The organism is Phenylobacterium glaciei, assembly GCF_016772415.1.
GTDB lineage: Bacteria > Pseudomonadota > Alphaproteobacteria > Caulobacterales > Caulobacteraceae > Phenylobacterium > Phenylobacterium glaciei.
In genome coordinates this window covers 809,185-831,389 of sequence record NZ_JAGSGD010000001.1, presented here as the reverse complement: position 1 = coordinate 831,389, position 22,205 = coordinate 809,185, and the positions used below count along the sequence as shown (strand labels likewise).

At 68.0% G+C, this 22,205-nt stretch carries 20 protein-coding genes; 15 read left to right on the top strand and 5 right to left on the bottom strand.

Annotated elements, in window-relative coordinates; translation table 11 throughout:
* Positions 1–2: 2 nt before the first annotated feature.
* The 12 genes from JKL49_RS04040 to JKL49_RS03985 all read left to right on the top strand — a co-directional run bounded on the left by JKL49_RS04040 (position 3) and on the right by JKL49_RS03985 (position 10,216).
* On the top strand, positions 3–2,390 hold the full coding sequence (locus JKL49_RS04040; RefSeq protein WP_215338427.1) for a chemotaxis protein CheA: 2,388 nt from the start codon (positions 3–5) through the stop codon (positions 2,388–2,390).
* Between the two features lie 2 nt (positions 2,391–2,392).
* Positions 2,393–2,860: a chemotaxis protein CheW gene (locus JKL49_RS04035; protein WP_215338426.1), complete on the top strand. Its 468-nt coding sequence runs from the start codon at positions 2,393–2,395 to the stop codon at positions 2,858–2,860.
* Complete coding sequence (locus JKL49_RS04030) at positions 2,857–3,735, top strand: CheR family methyltransferase (protein ID WP_215338425.1); 879 nt, start codon at positions 2,857–2,859, stop codon at positions 3,733–3,735. Before JKL49_RS04035 ends, JKL49_RS04030 begins: the two co-directional genes overlap by 4 nt.
* Entirely contained in the window at positions 3,732–4,781 is a 1,050-nt protein-coding gene (locus JKL49_RS04025; protein WP_215338424.1) for a protein-glutamate methylesterase/protein-glutamine glutaminase, read from the top strand. Before JKL49_RS04030 ends, JKL49_RS04025 begins: the two co-directional genes overlap by 4 nt.
* Complete coding sequence (locus JKL49_RS04020; protein WP_215338423.1) at positions 4,781–5,170, top strand: response regulator; 390 nt, start codon at positions 4,781–4,783, stop codon at positions 5,168–5,170. Before JKL49_RS04025 ends, JKL49_RS04020 begins: the two co-directional genes overlap by 1 nt.
* Complete coding sequence (locus JKL49_RS04015) at positions 5,167–5,724, top strand: chemotaxis protein CheD (RefSeq protein WP_215338422.1); 558 nt, start codon at positions 5,167–5,169, stop codon at positions 5,722–5,724. The genes JKL49_RS04020 and JKL49_RS04015 overlap by 4 nt, the downstream gene beginning before the upstream one ends.
* Entirely contained in the window at positions 5,724–6,089 is a 366-nt protein-coding gene (locus JKL49_RS04010) for a hypothetical protein (protein WP_215338421.1), read from the top strand. The genes JKL49_RS04015 and JKL49_RS04010 overlap by 1 nt, the downstream gene beginning before the upstream one ends.
* A gap of 27 nt (positions 6,090–6,116) precedes the next feature.
* Positions 6,117–6,713 carry a response regulator gene (locus JKL49_RS04005; RefSeq protein ID WP_215338420.1) on the top strand — a complete coding sequence of 199 codons (597 nt, stop codon included), beginning with the start codon at positions 6,117–6,119 and terminating at the stop codon, positions 6,711–6,713.
* Positions 6,710–7,162: a hypothetical protein gene (locus JKL49_RS04000; RefSeq protein ID WP_215338419.1), complete on the top strand. Its 453-nt coding sequence runs from the start codon at positions 6,710–6,712 to the stop codon at positions 7,160–7,162. Before JKL49_RS04005 ends, JKL49_RS04000 begins: the two co-directional genes overlap by 4 nt.
* Before the next feature lie 160 nt (positions 7,163–7,322).
* Positions 7,323–8,360 (top strand): purine-nucleoside phosphorylase, encoded by a 1,038-nt coding sequence (locus JKL49_RS03995; RefSeq protein ID WP_215338418.1) that lies wholly within the window; start codon positions 7,323–7,325, stop codon positions 8,358–8,360.
* Complete coding sequence (locus JKL49_RS03990; protein ID WP_215338417.1) at positions 8,357–9,682, top strand: NCS2 family permease; 1,326 nt, start codon at positions 8,357–8,359, stop codon at positions 9,680–9,682. Before JKL49_RS03995 ends, JKL49_RS03990 begins: the two co-directional genes overlap by 4 nt.
* A gap of 69 nt (positions 9,683–9,751) precedes the next feature.
* Positions 9,752–10,216: a hypothetical protein gene (locus JKL49_RS03985; RefSeq protein WP_215338416.1), complete on the top strand. Its 465-nt coding sequence runs from the start codon at positions 9,752–9,754 to the stop codon at positions 10,214–10,216.
* Between the two features lie 158 nt (positions 10,217–10,374).
* Here the strand turns inward: JKL49_RS03985 and JKL49_RS03980 are convergent, their stop codons facing one another.
* The 3 genes from JKL49_RS03980 to JKL49_RS03970 form a co-directional block, all read right to left on the bottom strand.
* A complete protein-coding gene (locus tag JKL49_RS03980; RefSeq protein ID WP_249778018.1) occupies positions 10,375–10,827 on the bottom strand; it encodes a hypothetical protein in 453 nt (150 codons plus the stop codon).
* A 165-nt stretch (positions 10,828–10,992) separates the two neighbouring features.
* A complete protein-coding gene (locus JKL49_RS03975; protein WP_215338415.1) occupies positions 10,993–11,775 on the bottom strand; it encodes an MBL fold metallo-hydrolase in 783 nt (260 codons plus the stop codon).
* Positions 11,775–13,385 (bottom strand): tetratricopeptide repeat-containing sulfotransferase family protein, encoded by a 1,611-nt coding sequence (locus JKL49_RS03970; protein ID WP_283816610.1) that lies wholly within the window; start codon positions 13,383–13,385, stop codon positions 11,775–11,777. The genes JKL49_RS03975 and JKL49_RS03970 overlap by 1 nt, the downstream gene beginning before the upstream one ends.
* A gap of 105 nt (positions 13,386–13,490) precedes the next feature.
* On the opposite strand from JKL49_RS03970, the gene JKL49_RS03965 reads away from it, so the two are divergent.
* From JKL49_RS03965 to JKL49_RS03955, 3 genes are all read left to right on the top strand, one after another.
* The gene (locus JKL49_RS03965; protein WP_215338413.1) at positions 13,491–15,950 is read left to right on the top strand and encodes a TonB-dependent receptor; all 2,460 of its coding nucleotides are present in this window, start codon (positions 13,491–13,493) and stop codon (positions 15,948–15,950) included.
* Between the two features lie 215 nt (positions 15,951–16,165).
* Entirely contained in the window at positions 16,166–17,356 is a 1,191-nt protein-coding gene (locus JKL49_RS03960; protein ID WP_215338412.1) for an isopenicillin N synthase family dioxygenase, read from the top strand.
* Positions 17,357–17,425: 69 nt separating this feature from the next.
* The gene (locus JKL49_RS03955) at positions 17,426–18,697 is read left to right on the top strand and encodes a metal-dependent hydrolase family protein (protein ID WP_215338411.1); all 1,272 of its coding nucleotides are present in this window, start codon (positions 17,426–17,428) and stop codon (positions 18,695–18,697) included.
* Here JKL49_RS03955 and JKL49_RS03950 read toward each other — a convergent pair.
* Together JKL49_RS03950 and JKL49_RS03945 are read right to left on the bottom strand one after the other, a co-directional pair.
* The gene (locus JKL49_RS03950; protein WP_215338410.1) at positions 18,685–20,424 is read right to left on the bottom strand and encodes a tetratricopeptide repeat protein; all 1,740 of its coding nucleotides are present in this window, start codon (positions 20,422–20,424) and stop codon (positions 18,685–18,687) included. The two genes, JKL49_RS03955 and JKL49_RS03950, sit on opposite strands and share 13 nt — an antisense overlap.
* A gap of 72 nt (positions 20,425–20,496) precedes the next feature.
* Positions 20,497–21,951 carry an NAD-dependent succinate-semialdehyde dehydrogenase gene (locus JKL49_RS03945; RefSeq protein WP_215338409.1) on the bottom strand — a complete coding sequence of 485 codons (1,455 nt, stop codon included), beginning with the start codon at positions 21,949–21,951 and terminating at the stop codon, positions 20,497–20,499.
* Positions 21,952–22,205 lie beyond the last annotated feature (254 nt).

The window sequence follows — 22,205 nt, the reverse complement described above, 5'->3', positions numbered from 1 at the left end:
CGTTGGATCCGTTCGAGAGCATCAAACAGACGTTCTTCCAGGAGTGCGATGAACTCCTGACCGACGCCGAACAGGGCCTGTTGGCCATGGAGTTGGGCGAGGCGGATGACGAGACGATCAACGCCGTCTTCCGCGCCGTCCACTCGGTAAAGGGCGGGGCGGGGGCCTTCGGGCTGGAAGACCTGATCCGCTTCGCCCACGTCTTCGAAACGGTGATGGACGAGATCCGCTCCGGAAAGATGGAACTGACCGACGAGGTCGCCAAGACCCTGCTGCGGGCCTTCGACGTCCTGGCCGACCATGTGGCCGCCGCCCGCGACGGCGGCAAGGTTGAAGAAGGCCGCTCGCAAGGCGCCTACAGTGAACTTCGCGGCCTGATCGGCGGCGAAGACGAGGAAGACGACGCCATGGGCGGCGGTGACGAGGACTTCGGCTTCGTCCCCCTGACCCTTAGCATTGAGGGCGACGAGGCCCCCGGCGGCTTCATCGACCTTGACGCCCAGAACGCCGAGGCCGGCGTCGAGCTTCCCGTCGCGGACGCCGCCCCCGAGGAGGCGCTGTCCTCCTGGACCATCGAGTTCTCTCCCAAGTCGGAAATGTACGCCAAGGCCAACGAAGCCGGCCTGGTGTTGCGCGAACTGGCCCGCCTGGGCGAGACCCGCGTCACCCTGATCGACGAGGCCTTGCCGCCCCTCGACCAGCTCGCCGCCGAGCAGGCCTATGTGAGCTGGCGCATCCAGCTGTTCACCGACTCCGACGAGGCCTCCATCCGCGAGGTCTTCGAGTTCGTCGAAGATGACTGCAACCTGACCATCACCTGTGACGGCGCCGATCCCGCCGCCGCCGCGCCCGCCGCCGCCGATGACGGCCTGAGCGAGGACGACCGCGCCGCGGCGGCCTCGGCCTCCGCCGATCTCGATATCACCGCCCTGCTGGCGCGGGTCGGAGGCGGCGACGCCGCCCCCGCCGAACCGGAAGCCCTCCCCGAAATCGTCGCCGAAGCGCCCGTCGAGCCCGCGGCGCCCGCCGAGGACGTCGCCGCCTTGATCGCGCGCGCCCAGAGCGTCGAGGCCCCGCCTGCCCCGCCGGCCCTCAAAGCCGCCGCCCCGGCGCCTGCGCCGGCCGCCCCCCCGGCGACAGCCCCGGCCGCAGCCGCCGCCAACGCCGCGCCCGCCGCGGCGGCCAGCGTCACCATCCGCGTGGATCTGGACCGGGTCGACCGTCTGATCAACGCCGTCGGTGAGCTGGTCATCCAGCAGGCCATGCTGTCGCAAAGGGTCCTGGAAAGCGGTCTGGCGCGCTCTTCCAACGTCGCGCTCGGCCTTGAGGACCTGGAGCTGCTGACCCGGGAGATCCAGGACAGCGTCATGGCCATCCGCGCCCAGCCCGTGAAGTCCGTGTTCCAACGGATGCCGCGTCTGGCCCGCGAAGTGGCGGACATGACCGGCAAACGCGTCAAACTGGTGATGGAAGGCGAAGGCACCGAGGTCGACAAGACGGTCATCGAGCGCCTGGCCGACCCGATCACCCACATGCTGCGCAACGCCATCGACCACGGGCTGGAAGATCCCGAGGGCCGCGCCGCCGCCGGCAAGCCTGCTGAGGGTCTGGTGCGCCTGCGCGCCCTGCACCGCGGCGGCCGCATCGTCATCGAACTGCAGGACGACGGTCGCGGCATCAACCGCCCCCGCGTCCGCGGCATCGCCGTGGCCAAAGGCCTGATCACCGAGGATCAGGTGCTGTCGGACGAAGAGATCGACAACCTGATCTTCCTGCCCGGCTTCTCCACCGCCGAGGTGATCTCCGACATTTCCGGCCGCGGCGTCGGCATGGATGTGGTCCGCCGCTCCATCCAGGGCCTGGGCGGCCGCATCTCCATCTCGTCGGAGCCCGGCAAGGGTTCGAAGTTCACCATGTCCCTACCCCTGACCCTGGCGGTCCTGGACGGGATGGTGGTGACCGCCGCCGAGCAGACCCTCGTGGCCCCGCTCTCGGCCATCGTCGAGAGCCTGACCCCACGCACCGAGGATGTGCACTATATCGGGGGCAAGGACGCGGTGATCCGCATCCGCGACATCTTCGTGCCGCTGATCGACGTGGGCGTGGCCCTCGGCTTCCGCGAAACCGCCATCGACCCCGCCTCCGGCGTCGCGGTCCTGGTGGAGAGCGAAGGCGGCGGCAAGGCGGCCCTTCTGGTGGAAGCCATCCAGGGCCAGCGCCAAGTGGTCATCAAGAGCCTGGAAGCCAACTACCAGCAGATCGATGGCGTGGCCGCCGCGACCATCCTGGGTGACGGCCGGGTGGCCCTGATCCTCGACGTCGACGCCCTCGTCACCACGCAGCGCCGCAAGCCGGCGGCGCGACCCAGCGAAAAGCGAATGGCCAGCTGAGCATGACCACGCCTCTGACAACCTCCACGAGCCCCTCCCGGGAGCTCATCGCCTTCCGGATCGCCGACCAGGAGTTCTGCGTCGACATCATGCAGGTGCGAGAGATCCGCGGCTGGACGACGGCCACGCCCCTGCCCCGTACGCCAGCCTATATGAAGGGCGTCATCAACCTGCGCGGCGCGGTGCTGCCGATCGTCGACCTGGGCGCGCGCCTGGGCCTGACCACCGCCGAACCCAGCGCCCGCCACGTGATCATGGTGGTCAACCAGGGCCACCGCACGCTCGGCCTGCTGGTGGAGGCCGTTAGCGACATCATCAATGTCACCGAAGACATGGTGCAGCCGACGCCGGACGTGGCCTGCGACCAGGTGAAGACCTTCGTGAAGGGCCTGTTCGCCATCGACGGGCGCATGGTCAGCCTGATCTCGCTGGACCGCGTCCTGCCGGAAATCGAAGCGGAGGCCGCATGAGCAGTTTCCCCAGCAAGACCGGCAGCCTCGTCGAGGGGGAGTTCCTCTTCACCAACGAGGATTTCCAGCAGATCGCCCACATCCTGCATTCCCACGCCGGCATCGCGCTGGCCGAGGGCAAGGCGGCGCTGGTCTATTCGCGCCTGGCCAAACGCCTGCGTTCGCTCGGCCTGCGCTCGTTCCGCGAATACTGCGCCCTGGTGGAGGACGTCCGCGAGGTGGACGAACGCCAGGCCATGATGGCGGCGCTAACCACCAACGTGACCCGCTATTTCCGTGAGCCGCACCACTTCGATCACCTGCGTGACGTGGTCCTGCCGCCGCTGGTGGACCGCGCCCGCAAGGGCGGGAAGATCCGCCTCTGGTCAGCAGCCTGCTCCAACGGCCAGGAACCCTATTCCATGGCCATCACGGTCCTTTCGGCCCTGCCGGAAGCCGCCAACCTGGACGTGAAGATCCTGGCCACCGATATCGACCCCAACATGGTCGCCGAAGGCCGCGCCGGCATCTATCGCGAGGACGCGGTGGCCCCAGTTCCGGTGGAGCTGCGCCGCCGCTGGTTCAAGAAGCCTACGACGGGCGGCCAGGACGGCCGCTGGGAAGTGGCCGACGAGCTGCGCGCCCTGGTGTCCTTCCGAGAACTGAACCTGATCGGCGACTGGCCGATGAAGGGCAAGTTCGACACCATCTTCTGTCGGAACGTCGTGATCTATTTCGACGAGCCAACCCAGGAACGCATCTGGAGCCGTTTCGCCCCGATGCTGAACCCCGGCGGCACCCTCTATATCGGCCACTCTGAACGGGTGACCGGCGCGGCCACCAACATCTTCGAGACCACGGGTCTCACCACCTATTCTCTGAGGAGCGGCCGATGACGGTTGGAGTCCTCGTCGTTGATGATTCGGCGACCATGCGCGGTCTGATCGCGGCGGCCCTGAAGCGTGACCCGGACATCGAAGTCCTGGGCTTCGCCAACGATCCGCTGGAAGCGCGCGAGCAGATCAAAAAGCTCAATCCCGACGTCGTCACCCTGGACGTCGAGATGCCGCATATGAACGGCATCGAGTTCCTGGAAAAGATCATGCGCCTGCGGCCGATGCCGGTGGTCATGGTTTCGACCCTGACCCAGAAGGGCGCCGAGATCACCATCGAGGCCCTCGAGCTGGGCGCGGTGGACTGCGTCGGCAAGCCGGCGCCCGGCAACGGCTTGACCCCGCACGAGGCCTTCGCCGACCTCGCCGAGAAGGTGAAGGCCGCCGCCCGCGCGCGGGTCCGTCCGTACAGCGGCCCGGTCGCCCCGGTGGAGCGCGACAAGAACTATGCCGCCGTCGGCGAACTGATCCTGGCGATCGGTTCGTCCACAGGCGGGGTCGAGGCCCTGATGACCATCCTGGCCAACTTCCCAGAGACCTGCCCGCCGACGGTGATCACCCAGCACATGCCGGCGACCTTCACCAAGAGCTTCGCCGAGCGCCTGAACCGCATCTCCGGCGCCACGGTGGCCGAGGCCACCGATGGCGCGCGCCTGTTGCCGGGCCACGTCTATGTCGCCCCGGGCGGCGCGGCCCACCTGGAGGTCATCTCCTCCACCCATCCAGTCTGCCGGCTTCGGGAATCCGAGCCGGTGAATGGACACCGTCCGTCCGTGGACGTCCTGTTCGAGTCGATTGCGAAGCTGAACCGTCCCTCGGTCGGGGTCATCCTCACAGGGATGGGCCGCGACGGCGCCGTGGGCCTGGCGTCAATGCGCAAGGCCGGAGCCCGCACGCTTGGTCAGGACGAGTCCAGCTGCGTCGTCTATGGCATGCCCAAGGCCGCCTTCGAGATCGGAGCGGTGGAAAAGCAGGTCGGCCTGTCGCGCATGGGCCCGGCCATTCTCAATGTCTGCTCGGCCACGGCCGAGTCTCAAAGGAGCGTGTGATGCCTGCCGCGTCCGCCCTGAAAACCTTGATTGTCGACGACCAGCAGACCATGCGGTCGCTGATCCGCACCAGTCTGCACGCGCTTGGGATCACCCAGACGCGGGAAGCGCCCGATGGTGAGGAAGCCCTGCGCGCCATGCTGAGTCTGCCGGTGAACCTGGTGATCACCGACTTCAACATGCCCAAGCTGGACGGTTTGGGCCTGCTGCGCGCCATCCGCGCCCACGGCCCGACCTCGAAAGTGGCGGTGATCATGCTGACCGGCCGCGCCGATCGCGAGCTGGTTCAGCGGGCGGTTCAATTCGGCGTCAACAATTATCTGGTCAAACCGTTTACGACGCAGACCTTAAAAGAAAAAATCGAAGCGGTGTTTGGGCCCCTTTCATGATCGTTGAGAACGTCTCGAACCGTCCCGGAAAACGGGTCCATGTCGTCCAGGGGGAGCACCATGTGTCTTCCGACCCGGACGTCGTGATGACGACGATTCTCGGCTCTTGCGTCGCCGTCTGCCTGCGTGACACCGAGATCGGTATCGGCGGGATGAACCACTTCCTGCTGCCAGAGGGTAAGGCGGAAGGCCTGGACGAGGGCCGCCGCTACGGCGCCTTCGCCATGGAACTGCTGATCAACGAACTGCTTCGCAACGGCGGTCGCCGCGAGCGCATGGAAGCCAAGCTGTTCGGCGGCGCTCGCATGTTCGGCGGCCTCTCCGACGTGGGCGCGTCCAACGCCGCCTTCGCCGAGAAATTCCTGCGCGACGAGGGTATTCCAGTGGTGGGTGGCAGCCTCGGGGGCTTGAGCGCCCGGCGGGTGCAGTACTGGCCGACCAGTGGCCGCGCGCAACAACGCACTGTCACCGACACCAACGAGGTGGCGAGCCTGAAGGCTCCGCCGAAGCCCGTTCCGGTGGTCGAGGACGATGGGGATCTGGAGCTGTTCTGATGAGCCACGCCACCGCCCAGACCCCACAAGTCCTCGCCTCCCTGGCCGACGAGCTGGAACATGCCGGCGCGCTGTGCGACCGGCTGGAGATGCTGGTCACCCAGCTTGTCCGCGCCAGCCGCGGCGAGACCCTGGAGATCGCCCTGCACGAGGCCCAGACCGTCGATGTGCTGACCCAGCACCTGGCGGCTCTGGCCACCTTCACCCGCAAGCTCTCGACCCAGGCCCAGTCCGGCGGCGAGTATGACCTTTCCGACGCCATCGCTGGCGTGACCCTTGGCGACCTCGCCATGCGTCTGGCCCAGGTGACGCGCGAGGCCGAAGCCTTGTCCGCCGCCGAGTCCGGCGACCTCGACCTCTTCTAAGCCCCCAGAGCGAAACCCCCGCGCGCCATGGCCCTAGACCCCAACATCCGGATCAACCTCGATCGCTCGGTCGTGCTGCTTGTGGATGACAATCCGCAGGCGCTTGAGGCCCTGAGCGCGATGGTCCGCGGGTTTGGGGTGCGCAAACAGTTCAAGTGCGGCTCGGGCGCGGAGGCCATGCACTACGTGAAGAATCAGGAACTCGACCTGATCATCACCGACGCCCAGATGCCCGACATGGACGGCTACGATTTCATCCGCTGGCTGCGCCGCGACGCGCCCCCGGAGCTGATCTTCACGCCGGTCATCATGCTCACCGGCCACGCCCCGCGCAGCATGGTCGAGAAGAGTCGCGACTCCGGCGCCAACTTCATCCTCACCCGGCCGTTCACGCCTGAGATCCTGCTGCAGCGGATCTTCTGGGTCGCCCGGGACGAACGCCAGATGGTCAAGGCCGAGAAGTATGTGGGCCCCGACCGTCGCTTCAAGAATCTCGGCCCTCCCCTTGGGATCAAGGGCCGCCGTAAGGACGATCTGTCCACCCACGTCGGCGCCGCCACCGATCCCAACATGGATCAGAACGAAGTCGATATGCTTATGAAGCCTGCACGGGTGCAAATTTGAGCAAGACCGAGTTCATCAAGGTCCAGAACCGCCTGTCCCAGCAGGTGGCCAAGCCCGGCGGCATGACCGCCGACATCGCCACCCAGCGCGCACGCCGCGAACTGGCCGCCCAGGCCGGCGACGCCAAGAAGTCGCTGGGCGTCACCATCGGCCGCATGGAAGCCATGTGCGCCGAGAAGACCGCATCGGCCGACGACATCTATGTCGAGAGCGCCGTGGTGCTCGACATCGCCGGCATGTTCGATATGCGCACCCTGTGCGACGCCTCCTACAGCCTGTGCGAGCTGACCGACCGTCTGCGGACCAAGAACCGCCAGGACTGGGGTTCGGTGGGCGTGCATGTAAACGCCCTGCGCCTGATCTGGAGCAAGGACGACAAGGACGCCGAACAGCTGAAGTCAGTCGTCGACGGCCTCTGGGCCATCACCGACCGCCTGGACATGTCCTGAAGGCCAAGCTTTCGCTCTCCTTTCAGGGCCGGAGGCGGACGCGATAGGGCTGGCGCCTGCCCTGGAGGCGTCCTGGCGGACCGGCGCACAATCCCGACGCAGGGGCTTGCCCGGCGGGGCCGGCTCAGGCTGACTGCCGGCAAGCTTCGCCGGAGTCCCGATGCGCCGTCTCCTCATCCTGGCCGTCACGTTGCTGGCCTGCGCAGCGCCCCTGGCCGCGGGCGCGGCGCCCATCTCCATCAAGGTGGTGGTTCTGACCACCTTCGAGTCCGGCGCCGACACCGGTGACCGGCCCGGCGAGTTCCAGTTCTGGGCCGAACGCCTGCCCCTCACCCACACCCTGACCGTGCCGGGCATCGAGCGCCCGGTCAGATATTCCGATGACGGAGTATTGGGCGTCGTCACCGGTATGCGAGGCCGGGCGCGGGAAAGTGTGGCGGCCCTGGCCCTGGATCCACAGCTCGACCTGACCCAGGCCTACTGGATCGTCGCCGGCATCGCCGGGGTAGACCCGCGCGTCGGCTCCATCGGCAGCGCGGCCTGGGCCAGCTATGTCGTCGACGCCGACCCGATCTTCGAGATCGACGACCGGGAGGCGCCCGCCGACTGGCCCTATGGCCTCTATTCCCTAGGAGCCGCAAGGCCGGGGATCAAGGGTTCGGCGGCGGGGTCGAGCGACATGGTCTGGAAGCTCGACCCGCAGCTCACCAACTGGGCTTTCGCGATGACCCGGGACATCGCCCTGCCCGACACCGCCGTCCTGCAGAAGGATCGCGCCGGCTATCCCGAAGAGCTCACAGCTCAGCGGCCGCCCTTTGTCTTCCTCGGCGACGCCCTGGGCGCCACCCGCTTTTGGCACGGCCAGCGGCGCACCCAGTGGGCGCGGGACTGGGTGAAGCTGTGGACCGACGGGCAAGGGGTCTTCGCCATGACCGACTGCGAGGATCAGGGTGTGCTCGACGTGCTCAGTCTCTATGGCCGGCTTGGCCGGGTCGACGTCCGCCGGGTGCTCGTCCTTCGCACCGCCAGCAACTATTCCTACGAGCCGCTCGGCCAGAGCCAGGCGGTGCGGTTCGCCGAGGGCGGCGCCCTGGCCGGGTTCGAGGCCGCCTACCGGGTCGGTGCGCCGGTGGTGAAGGCCCTGGTGGCCGGTTGGGACCGCTACGCCACGACCCTGCCGGGGGAGGCCAAACCATGACGCGCCTGGATCGTTTCTTCCAGTTGACCGCACGCGGAACATCGGTGCGGACCGAGGTCCTGGCGGGGGTCACCACCTTCCTGACCATGGCCTATATCGTGGTGGTGAACCCCTCGATCCTGGGACAGGCCGGCATGCCGGTGGCCGCCGTCGCCGCGGCCACTTGCCTGGCGGCGGGGGTAGGCTGCATCCTGATGGGCCTGGCGGCCAACTATCCCATCGCGCTCGCCCCCGGCATGGGGCTGAACGCCTATTTCGCCTTCACCGTGGTGCAGACGATGGGCATCCCCTGGCAAACCGCCCTGGGCTTGGTCTTCCTCTCCGGCTGCCTGTTCCTGATCCTGACGGTCGCGGGCGTGCGGCAGTTGATCGTGACCGCCATCCCCCGCGCCCTGTTCTCGGCCATCGCCGCGGGCATCGGCCTGTTCATCGCCTTCATCGGCCTGAAGGGCGCCGGCATCGTCACCGCCAACCCGGGCACCACGGTGGGCCTGGGCGACCTGCACAATCCCACCGCCCTGCTGGCCCTCCTGGGCTTGGCCATCATCGGGGTGCTGGAGGTGCTGAAGGTTCGCGGCGGCATCCTGATCGGCATCCTGCTGACCTCGGCAGTCGGCTGGCTGCTGCACCTGGTCCACTGGACGCCGGCCCCCTACAGCGTCGCGGAAATGACCGCCACGGCCTTCCAGCTGGACATCCCAGCCGCGCTCGGGATCGGCGGCAAGGGGTTTGGCCTGGCCCTGCTGGAGATCCTGTTCGTCTTTCTGTTCGTCGATCTGTTCGACAATGTCGGCACCCTGGTGGCGGTGACCAAGAAGGCCGGGCTGGTGGCGGCGGACGGGTCCATTCCGCGCCTCAACCGCATTCTGTTCGCCGACGCCACGGCCACCGTGGTGGGGTCGCTGGCGGGGACATCGACGGTGGTAAGCTATATCGAGAGCGCCTCGGGGGTCTCGGCGGGCGGCCGCACGGGGCTGACGGCCATCGTCACGGGCCTGCTGTTCCTGGCCACCCTGCTCGTCGCTCCCTGGGCCCAGGTGATCCCGGCGGCGGCCACGGCCCCGGCCCTGATCCTGGTGGGGGCGATGATGATGGCGCCGCTGTCAGAGATCGCCTGGGATGATCCGGTGATCGCCATCCCGGCCTTCCTGACCCTGATCACCATTCCCCTGACCTTCTCCATCGCCAACGGCCTGGCGTTCGGGGTGGTAGCCTATGCGGTGCTGAAGTTGGCGGCCCGGCGGTTCGAGACGGCTGACTGGCTGCTCTTCGCCCTAGCCGCCCTGTTCGTCGCCCGCTTCATCTATATGGCGACAGCCTAGGCCCGGAGACCTTTGGGCGGCCGCAGCGTTCGGCTATAGTGAATCCGGACGGGTGGGACGGAGATGGCCATGATCGCGCTACTGCTCGCCCTCGCGGGGGCCGCGCCTCCGGAAGGCGAGCACGCGACACTGCAGTCCTGCGAGATGACCCCCAGCGGCTGGGTCTGCACCTACACCATTCCCGCCGTCACTCTGCTGGGCACGGCCAACGCGCCGCCGCCCCAGGTCGTCCTGACTCCGAGGCCCCCGCCCCCGACCACCGCCGCCGCGCCTGCCCAGCCGGACAAGATCGAGGCCGCCCGCCAGGCGCGGCTCATCGCCAACTGCGCCGATGCGGGCTGGATGTCCTTCTGCCTGCCCAAGGATCGCCGCGAAGCTCGCCGGCTGAAGGCTGCGGCCACGGCCAGCGCCGCCCTGCGGACCCAGGTCACCCATCTGCTGAGCGAAAACAAATGCCCTGAGGCGGTGAAGACCGCCCTGGTGGCGGGCGACATGACCCTGGCGCGCGAAGCCCGGGCGTTCTGCACACCCTGACATGACTATAGGCCGGGCTCTCGCCCGACCTAGGTCACGTTCGAAGGCGGGTCTGTCTAGAGCCTGATGGCTTCTCTCGAAGCCTGAATCAGGCTCTAAACTCTTGAATCGAGAGCACGATTCAACGATCAGACGATTCCGTCTGATCGCATCTTGCTCTAGTGGCGCGGACCGCCGCCCGGGGGCAGGGGCGCGCAGGTCGTGCCGTCCTCGCAACCCGAATAGTGGATTTGCGGCGGCTCCACCGTCACGTCCGACGGGCGGACATAGACCTGAGGCCGGTGCAGGTAGATCTGCGGCGCGGCGATGCGCACGGGCGGCGCATCGACATAGACCGGCGGACCTTCGACATCGATGCGGCCCGAAGCGATATAGACCGGGCGGCCATAGACGCGGACGCCGGGGCTCTGGACATGGATGTCGGCCCACGGCCCGGACGGGCGATAGAAGACGGCTTCCTTGTCGCAGAGGCACCCGTCCTCGGGACGATGATAGGCCTCGGTCGGGCAGTCGCGGACCATCTGCGGCCGGTCATAGCCGTAGCGGTCCTGCGCGCCGGCGCTGCCGGCGGACATCAGGAGCGCCGCTCCCGCGATCAGTACATACTTCATGAAAACCCCCACCAGATCGAAACGAGCCGCGCCCTTGGCGCCGCCTGGAAACCCAGGGCCGGCAGAGGGCGTAGCTTCACCCTAAAGGCCCCGTTAACCATCTTACAAGGCAATGCACCTCTGGGTGACCGAGTTCCAGAGACCCCGCACATCTGGGTAGAGAATTTACATTTCAGACTGCTCGGTGCGCCTCAGATAGGCCTCCGCGATCACCTTGAGGCGTTCGGCCCCGAAGCTGTCGTCGTGACCGCCGTGGACGACCTCTACGGGCAGGCGCAGCAGGCGCTCCATGGTGTTGCGATAGGCCGGGATGTCGGCCCCCGCGATCTCGTCCAGCAACGGCCCGTCATAGATGGCGTCGCCGGAGAACAGCGTGCCCGTAGCGGCCTCCCACAGACCGATACTGCCGGGAGAATGGCCCGGCAGGTGCAGCACCTCGAAGGCGCGGTCGCCCAGGTCCACCACGTCGCCCTCTGCCAGGATCCGGGTCGGCTCGCAGCCTTTCAGCACGTGGGCGGCGGGGCGGTAGCCGGCGCGTGGCACGGCGGTGAGCAGGCCGCCCGCGATGTCGTAGCCGGCCTTGGCAAGGCGGGCCTGGGATTCGGCGCTGAAGTCGGCGAGATCGAGAGAGTAGGAGTCGCGGCCCTGTGCCAGGGCGTCGGCCTCTGCGCCGTGGCAGAGGCGGCACTCGAACTCGTGCAAACCGCCGACGTGGTCGCCGTGGGCGTGAGTGGCGACGGCCAGCAGAGTTGTCTCAAAGAGGTCGGCGCCCGCCTCCCGCAGGCTGGTGATGCCCATGCCGGTGTCCACCAGCAGGTCGGCGTCCCGGCCCCGCAGCCGCCAGATATTGCAGCGGAGCAGTGGGTGGACGTGGGGCTCCCGGATCAGGGTCAGGTCGGCGCCGACGTCACGGCGCTCGAACCAGCGCTCGGCGATGGGCAGGCTCATCAGGCGTCTCCAACCAGACCGGCGTCCGCCAGCACGCGGCGCATCGGCGCCAAGCCTTCGCCATAGCGCCGCCAGCGGCCGACGGAAGACGAATAGAGCGGCTGGCGCACCTGGACCGAGCTGGCGGTCGCCACCGGAGCGGTGTTCTCGTGGAAGGACAGGCAGCGCGCGTCCCAGGTCAGGCCGCAGAAGGCCAACAAGCGCCGGGTCTGCGCCTCCTGGTCGGTGACCATGTCCTCGTAGCCGACCTCCATGAACCGGTCGGCGGGCAGGACCGCGCGCCAGCGGGCGACAAGGCGGTCGAAGCCGACATAGTAACGAGCCACGTCCTCCAGATCGAAGGCGTAGTTGTAATAGGAGAAGGTGGTGGCGAAGAGCTGCCGGAAGTTCGACAGGCAGACATCCATCGGATCGCGGCGCAGGCAGACGATCCGCGCATTGGGCAGGGCCCGGTGGATCAGGCCCGCATAGAGGATGTTGAGCGGCATCTTGTCGGTGAAGCGCGGCGTGACCCCGGTCAGCGGCCGGGTGCTGGCCACATAGTCTGCGCCCAGGCGGGTCAGGTCGACAGCTTCGGCGGCGGCGAAGGTCTCTACATCCATCACCAGGTTCGACGGCGTGCCCGCCGCCCGCTTCAGCAGCAGGGCGAAGTTGCTGAGTTCGCCGGCCGAGGTGACGTCCGGGTGGCTGGAAAGGATGCGGTCGATCAGGGTGGTCCCGCTGCGGGGCAGGCCCACCACGAAGATCGGCTCGGCCGACGGGTCGCCGTCCGGCACGGTCCCGGCCGGGAAGCTCGCCGCCGCCGCGGCGAACAGGGCGGCGTCTTGGTCGGGCGCGTACCCGATCACCTTGCGCTTGGCGGCCTTGGCCCGAAGCAGCCAGTCGAGCGAGGCGGGATGGTCACCGAGGTCCTCGTGCGTCTTGGCGAGCGCATGTCCCAGGTGCAGAGCGCAGTCGGGATCGGGAGAGGCCGGATCAAGCAGGGCCTCGATCTCGCGCGCGAAATTGTGTTCCGGCGTCTGGCGGGCCAGTTGCACCCGCGACGACCAGGCGCGGTAGAGCCCCGGATCAATGGCCAGAGCCTGTTCATAGGCCGCCTCGGAGGCCTCGAAGTCCCCGGCGAACTGGCGCGACGCGGCCAGATTATAGAGGAAGCTGGCATTGTCCGGCATCGCGGCGACCGCGGCCTCGAAGAAGGGCAGGGCCCGGACGTGGTCGCCGGCCCGGGTGAAGACCACGCCGATGGTGTCCAGGGTCAGGGCGTCGGTGGGCGCCAGGTCGACGGCCCGCTCCGCCGCCGCCAGGGCGTCCGGGCGCCGGTTCAGGGCGATCAGGGTGCGGGCCAGATAGGCGTGGTGACGGGCCGCGTCCGGCCCCAGATCCACGGCCTTGGCGAACAGCTCGGCGGCGCGGACCGGGTTGTCGTGATCGGCCGCGATCACCCCCAGAAGGAACCAGGCGCGACCGTCCGCGGCGTGCTCGCGTAGCGCCTCAAGACACAATTTGTGGGCCTGCTCATAGGCGCCTTGAGCCATCAGCCCCTCGGCGCGATTCAACAAACCGGGCGTTTCAGCCACGTTGCACGCCCTCTTTCCATGCGACGAGCGCATACGTTTTGGCCAGAATGGGCATAACGGCGCTGCACCGCACCATTGCACTTGAGGTGCACGCCGCCGTCAACCGAGCCTCTCCTCAATCTGTAGATGGAGGGGAATATGTTCCTACGATCGATATCGCGAAAAGCGCTTCTCAGTTCGATTAGCGCCCTTGCCCTGCCTCTGGTCGCCATTGCGGCGCCCCAGCTCGCCTTCGCCGCCGACGCCGCCGATGGGCCGAGCGTCTCAGAACTGATCGTCACCGCGACCCGTCGCGACACCACGATCCAGGACACGCCGGTGAACATCGCCGCGGTCGGGGCCGAGGAGATCAAGCAGCAGGGCTTCGACAACCTGGCCGAGGTCACCCGCTTCGTGCCCGGCATCTTTGTGGTCGACGGCGGCGCCCGCCAGGGCAACACCATCATCGTGCGCGGCCTGAACGCCACGGCGCTCGGTTCCAACGACGGCAACAATGACGGCGGCGGCACGGTCGCCACCTATCTCGGCGACATCCCGTTGTTCGTGGACCTGAAGCTGAACGACATCGAGCGGGTCGAATTCCTGCTGGGTCCGCAGGGCACCCTCTACGGCGCCGGCACCCTGGGCGGCGCGATCCGCTATATCCCCACCCGGCCGCACCTGGGCTCGTGGGACGGCGCCGTCCGCGGCGACGCCTATGGCTACACCCACGGCTCCAACCCCAGCACCGACTTCGGCTTCACGGTGAACGCGCCTGTCGGCGACACCTTCGCCGTGCGCTTCAATATCGACTACCTCAATGACCAGGGCTTCATCGACCAGCCCTTCCTGGTGAACGAGGTCGGCGTCTCCGATCCCGATCCCGACTTCAAGAACCCCACGGCGGTCCGCGCGAACCTGCACCGCAAGACAGACGTCAATACCGAGGAGACCCTGTCGGGCCGGCTCGGCTTCCGCTGGAAGCCCACCGACGCCGTCGACCTGAACCTCACCTATTACTACCAGAACGCCAAGGTCGGCGGCCGCCAGATCAGCGGCAGCGGCGTTACCAGCTTCCCGGTCAAGGTGGACAAGTGGCAGTCCCTGACCCGGGTGCCCGAACCCAACGAACTCACCAACCAGCTGCTGGCCCTGGAAGCCAGCTTCGACCTGGGCTTCGCCGAACTGACCTCGGCCACCGGCGCCTCGAAGTACAAGGCCCTGGGCCACCGCGACCAGACCGACCTGCTGATCGGCCTGGAATACAGCTACGAGGCCTTCCCCAGCTTCACCGCCTTCACCCAGGAGGACCGCGAGGACAAGGGCTTCACCCAGGAGTTGCGCCTGGTCTCCAAGGGCGACTCCGCCCTCAGCTGGATCGTCGGCGCCTTCTACAACAAGAAGGACATCGACTCGTCGTCCAAGGAGTTCACTCCCCATTACGACGCCTACCTGAAGTCGGTGTTCGCCAAAGGCCCGCTGCGTCCCGACTCGGTGGAGTACTACAGCGTCACCAAGAGCAAGCTGACGGAGTCCGCGGGCTTCGGTGAACTCAGCTACCAGATCACGCCCGCCTGGCAGATCACCGGCGGCGCCCGCTACTACACCTATGACCTGGCGGTTCAGAGTGGCACCGACCTGCCGCTATACAACACCACCGTTGGCGGTCGCACCCCGGTCGACGCCCTGGTGGTCGCCTATTCCACCGTCGGCCAGAAGGACAAGGGCTGGCTCTACAAGTTCAACACCTCGTACAAGTTCAGCGACGACGTGATGACCTACCTGACCATCAGCGAGGGTTACAGGATCGGCAGTGACAACGGTGTCACCGCCTGCCCCGTCCCGCTGCCGACCAACAAGCAGATCGTCTGCGCCCTGCCCAACGAGATGGCCTACCAGCCCGACAAGACGGTCAACTATGAACTCGGCGTCCACAGCCAGTGGTTCGATAAGCGTCTGACCCTGAATGCGGCCCTTTACTACATCCAGTGGAAGAGCCCGCAGGTGGACAGCGCCACGGCCAATGGTCTGCAGCCGATCACCATCAACGGCGGCGACGCAGAATCGAAGGGGGTGGAGGTCAACTTCGCCGCCGACCTGTTCCAGGGCTTCAGCCTGCGCGGCAGCTACATGCACAATCAGACGGAGTTCGTGGCGGCGACCCCGAACCTGATCCCCTTCATCAATCCGCCGGGCTTCCAGAGTACTCTGAAGTACGCCGCCGGCGCGCCGGGTGACCGACTGCCGGGCTCGCCCCAGGACCAGGGCAGCATCTATGCCCGCTATGAGGTTCCGATGTTCGACGGCACGGTGGCCTTCGGCTACGGCGTCACCGCGGCGGGCGACGTCCTGACCCGGGCCGGGAACAAGGGCGGCGGGGTCACGCTGCCGGCCTACGCCGTGCACAACATGCAGGTCGAGTACGTGGCCGACATGTGGAAGGCGACGCTCTACGCTGACAACCTGTTCGACACCTTCGTGCGGACCGGGGTGCGCAACACGCCCGCCTACAATCAGATCGTCACCGACGACACCGGCGCCAATGTCTATCAGCGAGGGTTCTTCTACTCCGTCCTGCCGCCCCGTCGGGTCGGCATCCGCTTCGAGCGGAGCTTCTAGAGGCTCCCCCTTACCGGCGCCCTACCGCCCCGACTCAGGCCGATGGCCTGGGTCGGGGTTTTTGCTTGTGACGCTTGAAAATCCTGGACGTCTCGGCGGCGCCCACTGAGTACGACCTGAGCAAAACGTGTTACTTTCGCGGTTCGTGCAGTCTTCTCGTTACAAGCCGCGCGTGGTAGATCAGGGTCTGCTGGACAGTGTGCCAGGAGCCCGTGATGAGCCCGCCGACGACCGCCGCGATCCGTGAGCCGCAAGCCGAACCGGCCACCGCCGAGATGGGCGCCAAGCTGCTGGCCTTCTCCTCCATTCCCGTGATCGACATCTCGGCCCTGCGCGGGACCGACCGCGCGGCCCTGGAGGCCACCGCCGCCGAGATCGGCCGGGCCTGCGAGACGGTGGGCTTCTTCTACATCAAGAACCACGGCATCCCCGAGGCGATGATCGAGCGCACCTACGAGCTCTCGCGCCAGTTCCACTTTTCGCCCAAGGACCTGAAGCAGCAGGTCCACATCTCCAACTCGCCCGGCACCCGCGGCTGGATCCCGGACGGCGACAAGGACGAGGACGGCGACCCGGAGCTCTACCGTCTGGTGGAGCCCAATCCCGACCACGACTACCTGACCAAGCCGCGCCTTCATGCCGCCTTCGACGTCTCCATCGAACTGCCGGAGACCGACCCGGACTTCCTGGCCGGCAACCTGATGCTGGTGCCCAACCAGTGGCCCGACTTCATCCCTGGTTTCCGCGAAGAGGTGATGGCCTATTACGACGCGGTGACGCAGGTGGGCGACAGCCTGTTCCACGCCTTCACCGTGGCGCTGGGCCTGCCCGAGGACTTCTTCGCCAAGCTCACCAAGAAGCCGCCGTCGCAGCTGCGCCTGCTGCACTATCCGCCCAACGACCGGCCGATGGACAACGACAACCTGGGCATCGGCGCCCACTCTGACTTCGAGTGCTTCACCATCCTGCACCAGGGCGGGCCCGGCCTGCAGGTGATGAACGCCGCCGACGAGTGGGTCGCCGCGCCGCCGATCCCCGGCACCTTCATCGTCAATGTCGGAGATCTGATCGAGGGCTGGACCAATGGGCGCTTCAAGGCCACCCAGCACCGGGTGGTGAACACCGGCAAGGAACGCTTCTCCATGCCGCTGTTCTTCGCCGTGGATTATCACACGGTGATCGAGCCCCTGCCGCAGTTCGTCTCCGACGAGGCTCCGGCCAAGTACAACCGCATCGTGGCGGGCGATCACCTTGCGGGCTTCAGCGTCAACGGCGCCAAGCACCTGCGCAAGAAGATCTGCCTGGGCGAACTCACGATCGACTTCCCGATCCACAAGGAGAACCCGTTCAAGCGCAAGGCCGTGAACGAGTTCCCAAGCGCCCCCAAGGTCGAGGCCGCCCGCTAAAAGCCCCGCGACAACGCCGGGCATGAAAGGCATCGTCCCCAGACGTCAGCGTCCGGGGAGAGACCGACCTTGAAGACCATCGCCACCCTCGCCGCGGCTTTGCTGCTGTCGGCCGGCTCGGCCCAGGCCGCGAGCTATGTGCTCGAGCCGGACGGCGTCTGGTCGGCGGGTGACGCCACGCCGCACAAGGGCTGGGCGGTGGTGGTCGACGGCGAGAAAATTGTCGCCGTGGGACCCGCCGCGACCATCTCACGGCCCGCCGCCGCCGAGGTGGTGAAGCTGCCGGGCGCGACCCTGATCCCTGGCCTGATCGAGCTGCACTCCCACCTGCTGCTGCACGCCTACAATGAGACCCTGTGGGACGATCAGGTGCTGAAGGAGGCGCCGGCCTATCGCACCCTGCGGGCCGGGCGTGACGCAACCACCACCCTGATGGCCGGCTTCACCACCCTGCGCGAACTGGGCACGGAGGGCGCGGGCGACGCCGACGCCTCCCTCAAGAAAGCCATCAACGATGGGGTCATCGTCGGGCCCCGCCTGTTCGTCACCACCCGCGCCATCGTCGCCACCGGGACCTACGGGCCCCGCAAGGGCTTCCGCAACGACATGGATTTGCCGCAGGGCGCCCAGGAGGCCAGCGGCGAGGCTGAGATCCTGACCGCCGTGCGCGAGCAGTCGGCGGCGGGCGCCGATTGGATCAAGGTCTATGCCGATTACCGCACCGGTCCCGACGGCTCCACGCGCCCGACCTTCAGCCAGCACGAGCTGGATATCCTGGTCGAGGCCTCCCACAGCTCGGGCCGCCCCGTCGCGGCCCACGCCTCCAGCGAGGAGGGCATGCGCCGCGCGACCCTGGCCGGGGTCGACACCATCGAGCATGGCTATGGCGGGACCGAAGCCACCTTCAAGCTGATGAAGGCCAAGGGTGTGGCCTATGTGCCGACCCTGACGGCGAGCGAATCCACCTCCACCTATTTCGGCGGCTATGTCGCCGGCAAGACTCCGCCGACGCCCGCCATGCAGGCCGCCGAGCGCGCCTTCCGCCTGGCTCGGCAAGTCGGCGTCACCATCGGCTCGGGTAGCGATGTGGGCGTCTTCCCGCACGGCCAGAACGCCCGCGAACTGGTCTGGATGGTCAAGCTGGGCATGACGCCCGTCGAGGCGCTGACGGCCGCCACCGCGGTCAATGCGAAGGTGCTGGGACAAGGCGACAGGCTGGGCGCGGTCCAGGCCGGCTATCTCGCCGACCTCGTGGCGGTGTCCGGCGATCCGACCACGGACATCGCGGCCACCAAGGCGGTCACCTTCGTCATGAAGGGCGGGACGATCTACCGGCGCTGAGGCGCGAGCACCTTCGCCTTCTCGCGAAGGGCGGCGGCCTGCGCGGTCTTTCCCTGGGCGTCCAGGGCCCGCGCCCAGATCTGCAGGGCGTCGGGCCAGCGCGGCGCCGCCTTGGCCGCCGCCTCGGCCTTCTCCGCTGCGGCGGCGGCATTCCCGCGGCGCAGCAGCATGTCGGCCCAGTCGGCATTGGCGAAGGGCGAGGAAGGCGCCAGCCTGACCGCCCAGGCGAAGCGGGCGGCCGCCCGATCCGGATTGCCCGCTAGGTCCGCGATCCGCCCCGACATTCGCACGCAGAGGACACAGGTGTTCGACGTCTGCCGGATCATCGCCTCCGCGCCTTCGATGTTTCCCGACCGCGCCATGGCGTAGGCCAGCCAGGGGCGCAGATAGACCCTCGCCTTGATCCGGCCCATGCCGCCGGCGCCCTCCGCGGCGTCCACCGCGGCGTCCAGGTCTCGCTGGGCGGCAGGCCAGTTGGAGGTCGCCTCGGCCAGCATCACGCCGGGCAGGCGCGGGGTCCAGAGATAGGGCTGGACCACAATCCAGGCGTCGGTCGCCTCGGGCAGCCCCGCCAGGACCGCCCTGGCGCCAGCGACGTCCCGGGCGCCTGCCAGGTCAGCGGCTCGCAGATAGGGCGCCTCTCCACCGACGATCGTGAGACCCTCAGACAACTCCTCGAGGGACTGGGCATGTCGGGCCGCCCCGGCATAGTCGCCCAGGTCGGCGGCGATGTTCTCCTGCAAAGAGGCCCGCATGGCGGCGGCGACGGCGGGGTCCACCGACCGAGGCCTTCCCTGCAGGGCCGCCAGGGCCTTGCGGTTGTCCCTCAGGAAGGCCTCGGTGTCGCCCCGCGCGTAGTCCGCCGCGGCGAGGTTCATCCAGGCCGCGGGCAGGGTCGGGTCCAGCTTCACCGCCTTGCGTCCCGCGGCCGTCGCGGCATTCTCATCGCCGACCAGCAGGTAGGTGTAGGCGAGCCCGGCCTCGGCCCAAGCCCGCTCGCTGGCGGCGCCGGTCGCGGCCATGCGCCTGAAAAGGGCGATGGCGGCGTCGTAGCGTCCGGTGTTCCTCAGGTGGTTCGCGTACCGGTACGGCTGAGTCTGGCCATAGAGACCCTCGGCAGCCTGACCGATCAGGGCCTCGATCTGATCCTCCGGACCGGTCACGCTGACCGCGGCCCGCGATCCGGCGCGGGCCGCCACGGTCACCTTGCCGGGGGCCGGCCGATAAACCTGGCCCGTGATGTGGGTGCGATCGCCCAGGGTGTCGCGGAGGGCGGCGTCGAGCTGATTGACGGAGACGCCGCTGCCACCGATCTGCAGCGACAGGTCGCGGCCCCAGTTGGTGGCGTAACTGTCTGGAGCCCGGAATGAGACGGTGGCCTCCTGCAGCAGGATCAGCTTGTCCAGCACCCGGGCCGCCACCGCCCGTCCGCCGAGCCCCTGGGCCGAGAGGTCGGCGGGCGCGGTAAACTCCTCCACCACCAGACCCCGGTCGTGGGCCGCCGACCACAGCCACGCCGCGGCGACGATCGCCGCGACCGCGGCCGCGAGCGCGATTAGAATCCGGGTCGCCAGCAGGAAGCGGTCATTGAGGATCTGCAGGCCGATCTGCCGGAGCTGCGCCCGGGTGAGCTGGGCCTGGACCTCGAGCAGGGCGCCGGCGGCGGCGTCGGTCTCGCCAGCCGCGTCCATGGCGAGATCGACGGTGTTGATGCTCTCGTGGTTCACGCGCGGCCCCCGGGACTGGGGCCATTCATAAACCGGGGGTCGGCGATCTGTCTCGCCTCGGCTTGCCGACGTCTAGCCCGGGATCTGGGCCACCACCTTGGTGGTGAGGTAGGCGTCGATGCCCTCCATCCCGCCTTCGCGGCCATAGCCGCTTTCCTTGATGCCGCCGAAGGGCGCCTCGGCGCCGCCGACCGCGAAGGTGTTGATCCCCACCATGCCGCTCTCGAACCGGCGGGCCACGAACGCGGCGTCCTCCTGGCTGCGGGTGAAGGCGTAGGCGGCCAGGCCGAAGGGCGTGGAATTGGCGCGCACCATGGCCTCCTCCCGGTCGGTGAAGGGCGACAGCACCGCAATGGGGCCGAAGGGCTCGTCCTGCAGCATCCGCGCGGTCTCCGGCACGTCGGTCAGCACGGTGGGCCGGTAGAAGTAGCCAGTATTGCCAATCCGCTCGCCGCCGGTGCGCAGGGTCGCGCCCTTGGCCAGCGCGTCGGCGACCATGGCCTCCACCGAGGCCAGGCGGCGGTCGTTGGCCAGCGGCCCCATCTCGGTGGCCGGGTCCAGACCGTCCCCCACCACCAACGCCTTGGCCCCCTCCACGAAGGCCTCGACGAAGGGTTCGTAGATCGACTGGGCGATCATGAAGCGGGTTGGCGAGACACAGACCTGGCCGGCGTTGCGGAACTTGCCCATCACCATGGTCTTCGCAGCGGCTACCGGGTCGACATCGCCGAACACCAGCACCGGAGCATGGCCGCCGAGCTCCATGGTGCAGGGCTTCATCTGGGCCGCGGCCAGCCCCGCCAGATGCTTGCCCACCGGGACCGAGCCGGTGAAGGACACCTTGCGGATGATCGGCGAGGCGATCAGGTGCTCGGAGATCTCTGGCGGGCGGCCAAACACCAGGGTGAAGACGCCGGGCGGCAGGCCAGCGTCCACCAGGGCCTGGGCCAGGCCGACGCAGCCACTGGGGGCGTCCTCAGGACCCTTGAGGATAATCGAGCAGCCAGCGGCGATGGCGCTGCCGATCTTGGCGGCGGCCTGGGAGGCGGGGAAGTTCCAGGGGGTGAAGGCCGCCACCGGCCCCACCGGAAAGCGGCCCGTGGTCCACATCAGGCCCGGGGTGTTGGAGGGGATCACCCGGCCATAGGTGCGGCGGCCCTCCTCGGCGGCCCAGTCGAAGGCGCGCGCGCAGCCCTCGATCTCCATGCGAGCCTGGGCGAAGGGCTTACCCTGTTCGCGGGTGAGCGCCGTGGCCAGAGCATCGGCCCGTTCAAGGATCAGGGCCGCGGCGCCCCGCAACACCTGGGCGCGGGCCAGGGGGCCGACATCGCGCCACATGAGGAACGCCGCCTGGGCGCTGGCCAGGGCGTCGTCGAGGTCGGCGCTGGTGGCCACCGCGAACCGGCCCAGCACGCTCTCGTCCACCGGATTGAGGATCGGCAGCCACTCCCCGCCCCCGCCGGCGCGCCAGACATTGTCGATCAAGAGCGGGCGGTCGGCGGCGTCGATTTCGGTGTCGAAGGGCATGGGTCGGGCCTCACGTGAACAGAACTCGCGCCCATCATTCCGCGCTTCCAGCCGCCGCGCCGCTATGGCCTGCTGGTCGAACGGGAGTCTCTGGCGCGGCGCCTGCTCAGTAGTACGAACTGCTCGAAACGTAGTCGCCGGGCGCCCCTTCCTTGCACGGGTTCAGGGCAATCGGGGCGGCGGCCCATGGCCACGTCCGGCAGGCTTTGCCAGCCCTCCCACGCGGATCGACTGTCACGAGGTACCGATGGAGC

Coding starts and splice junctions, on each gene's coding strand:
- JKL49_RS04035 (WP_215338426.1), top strand. CDS start 2,393: ATGACCACGCCTCTGACAACCTCCACGAGCCCCTCCCGGGAGCTCATC.
- JKL49_RS04030 (WP_215338425.1), top strand. CDS start 2,857: ATGAGCAGTTTCCCCAGCAAGACCGGCAGCCTCGTCGAGGGGGAGTTC.
- JKL49_RS04025 (WP_215338424.1), top strand. CDS start 3,732: ATGACGGTTGGAGTCCTCGTCGTTGATGATTCGGCGACCATGCGCGGT.
- JKL49_RS04020 (WP_215338423.1), top strand. CDS start 4,781: ATGCCTGCCGCGTCCGCCCTGAAAACCTTGATTGTCGACGACCAGCAG.
- JKL49_RS04015 (WP_215338422.1), top strand. CDS start 5,167: ATGATCGTTGAGAACGTCTCGAACCGTCCCGGAAAACGGGTCCATGTC.
- JKL49_RS04010 (WP_215338421.1), top strand. CDS start 5,724: ATGAGCCACGCCACCGCCCAGACCCCACAAGTCCTCGCCTCCCTGGCC.
- JKL49_RS04005 (WP_215338420.1), top strand. CDS start 6,117: ATGGCCCTAGACCCCAACATCCGGATCAACCTCGATCGCTCGGTCGTG.
- JKL49_RS03995 (WP_215338418.1), top strand. CDS start 7,323: ATGCGCCGTCTCCTCATCCTGGCCGTCACGTTGCTGGCCTGCGCAGCG.
- JKL49_RS03990 (WP_215338417.1), top strand. CDS start 8,357: ATGACGCGCCTGGATCGTTTCTTCCAGTTGACCGCACGCGGAACATCG.
- JKL49_RS03985 (WP_215338416.1), top strand. CDS start 9,752: ATGATCGCGCTACTGCTCGCCCTCGCGGGGGCCGCGCCTCCGGAAGGC.
- JKL49_RS03980 (WP_249778018.1), bottom strand. CDS start 10,827: ATGAAGTATGTACTGATCGCGGGAGCGGCGCTCCTGATGTCCGCCGGC.
- JKL49_RS03975 (WP_215338415.1), bottom strand. CDS start 11,775: ATGAGCCTGCCCATCGCCGAGCGCTGGTTCGAGCGCCGTGACGTCGGC.
- JKL49_RS03970 (WP_283816610.1), bottom strand. CDS start 13,385: ATGCGCTCGTCGCATGGAAAGAGGGCGTGCAACGTGGCTGAAACGCCC.
- JKL49_RS03965 (WP_215338413.1), top strand. CDS start 13,491: ATGTTCCTACGATCGATATCGCGAAAAGCGCTTCTCAGTTCGATTAGC.
- JKL49_RS03960 (WP_215338412.1), top strand. CDS start 16,166: ATGAGCCCGCCGACGACCGCCGCGATCCGTGAGCCGCAAGCCGAACCG.
- JKL49_RS03945 (WP_215338409.1), bottom strand. CDS start 21,951: ATGCCCTTCGACACCGAAATCGACGCCGCCGACCGCCCGCTCTTGATC.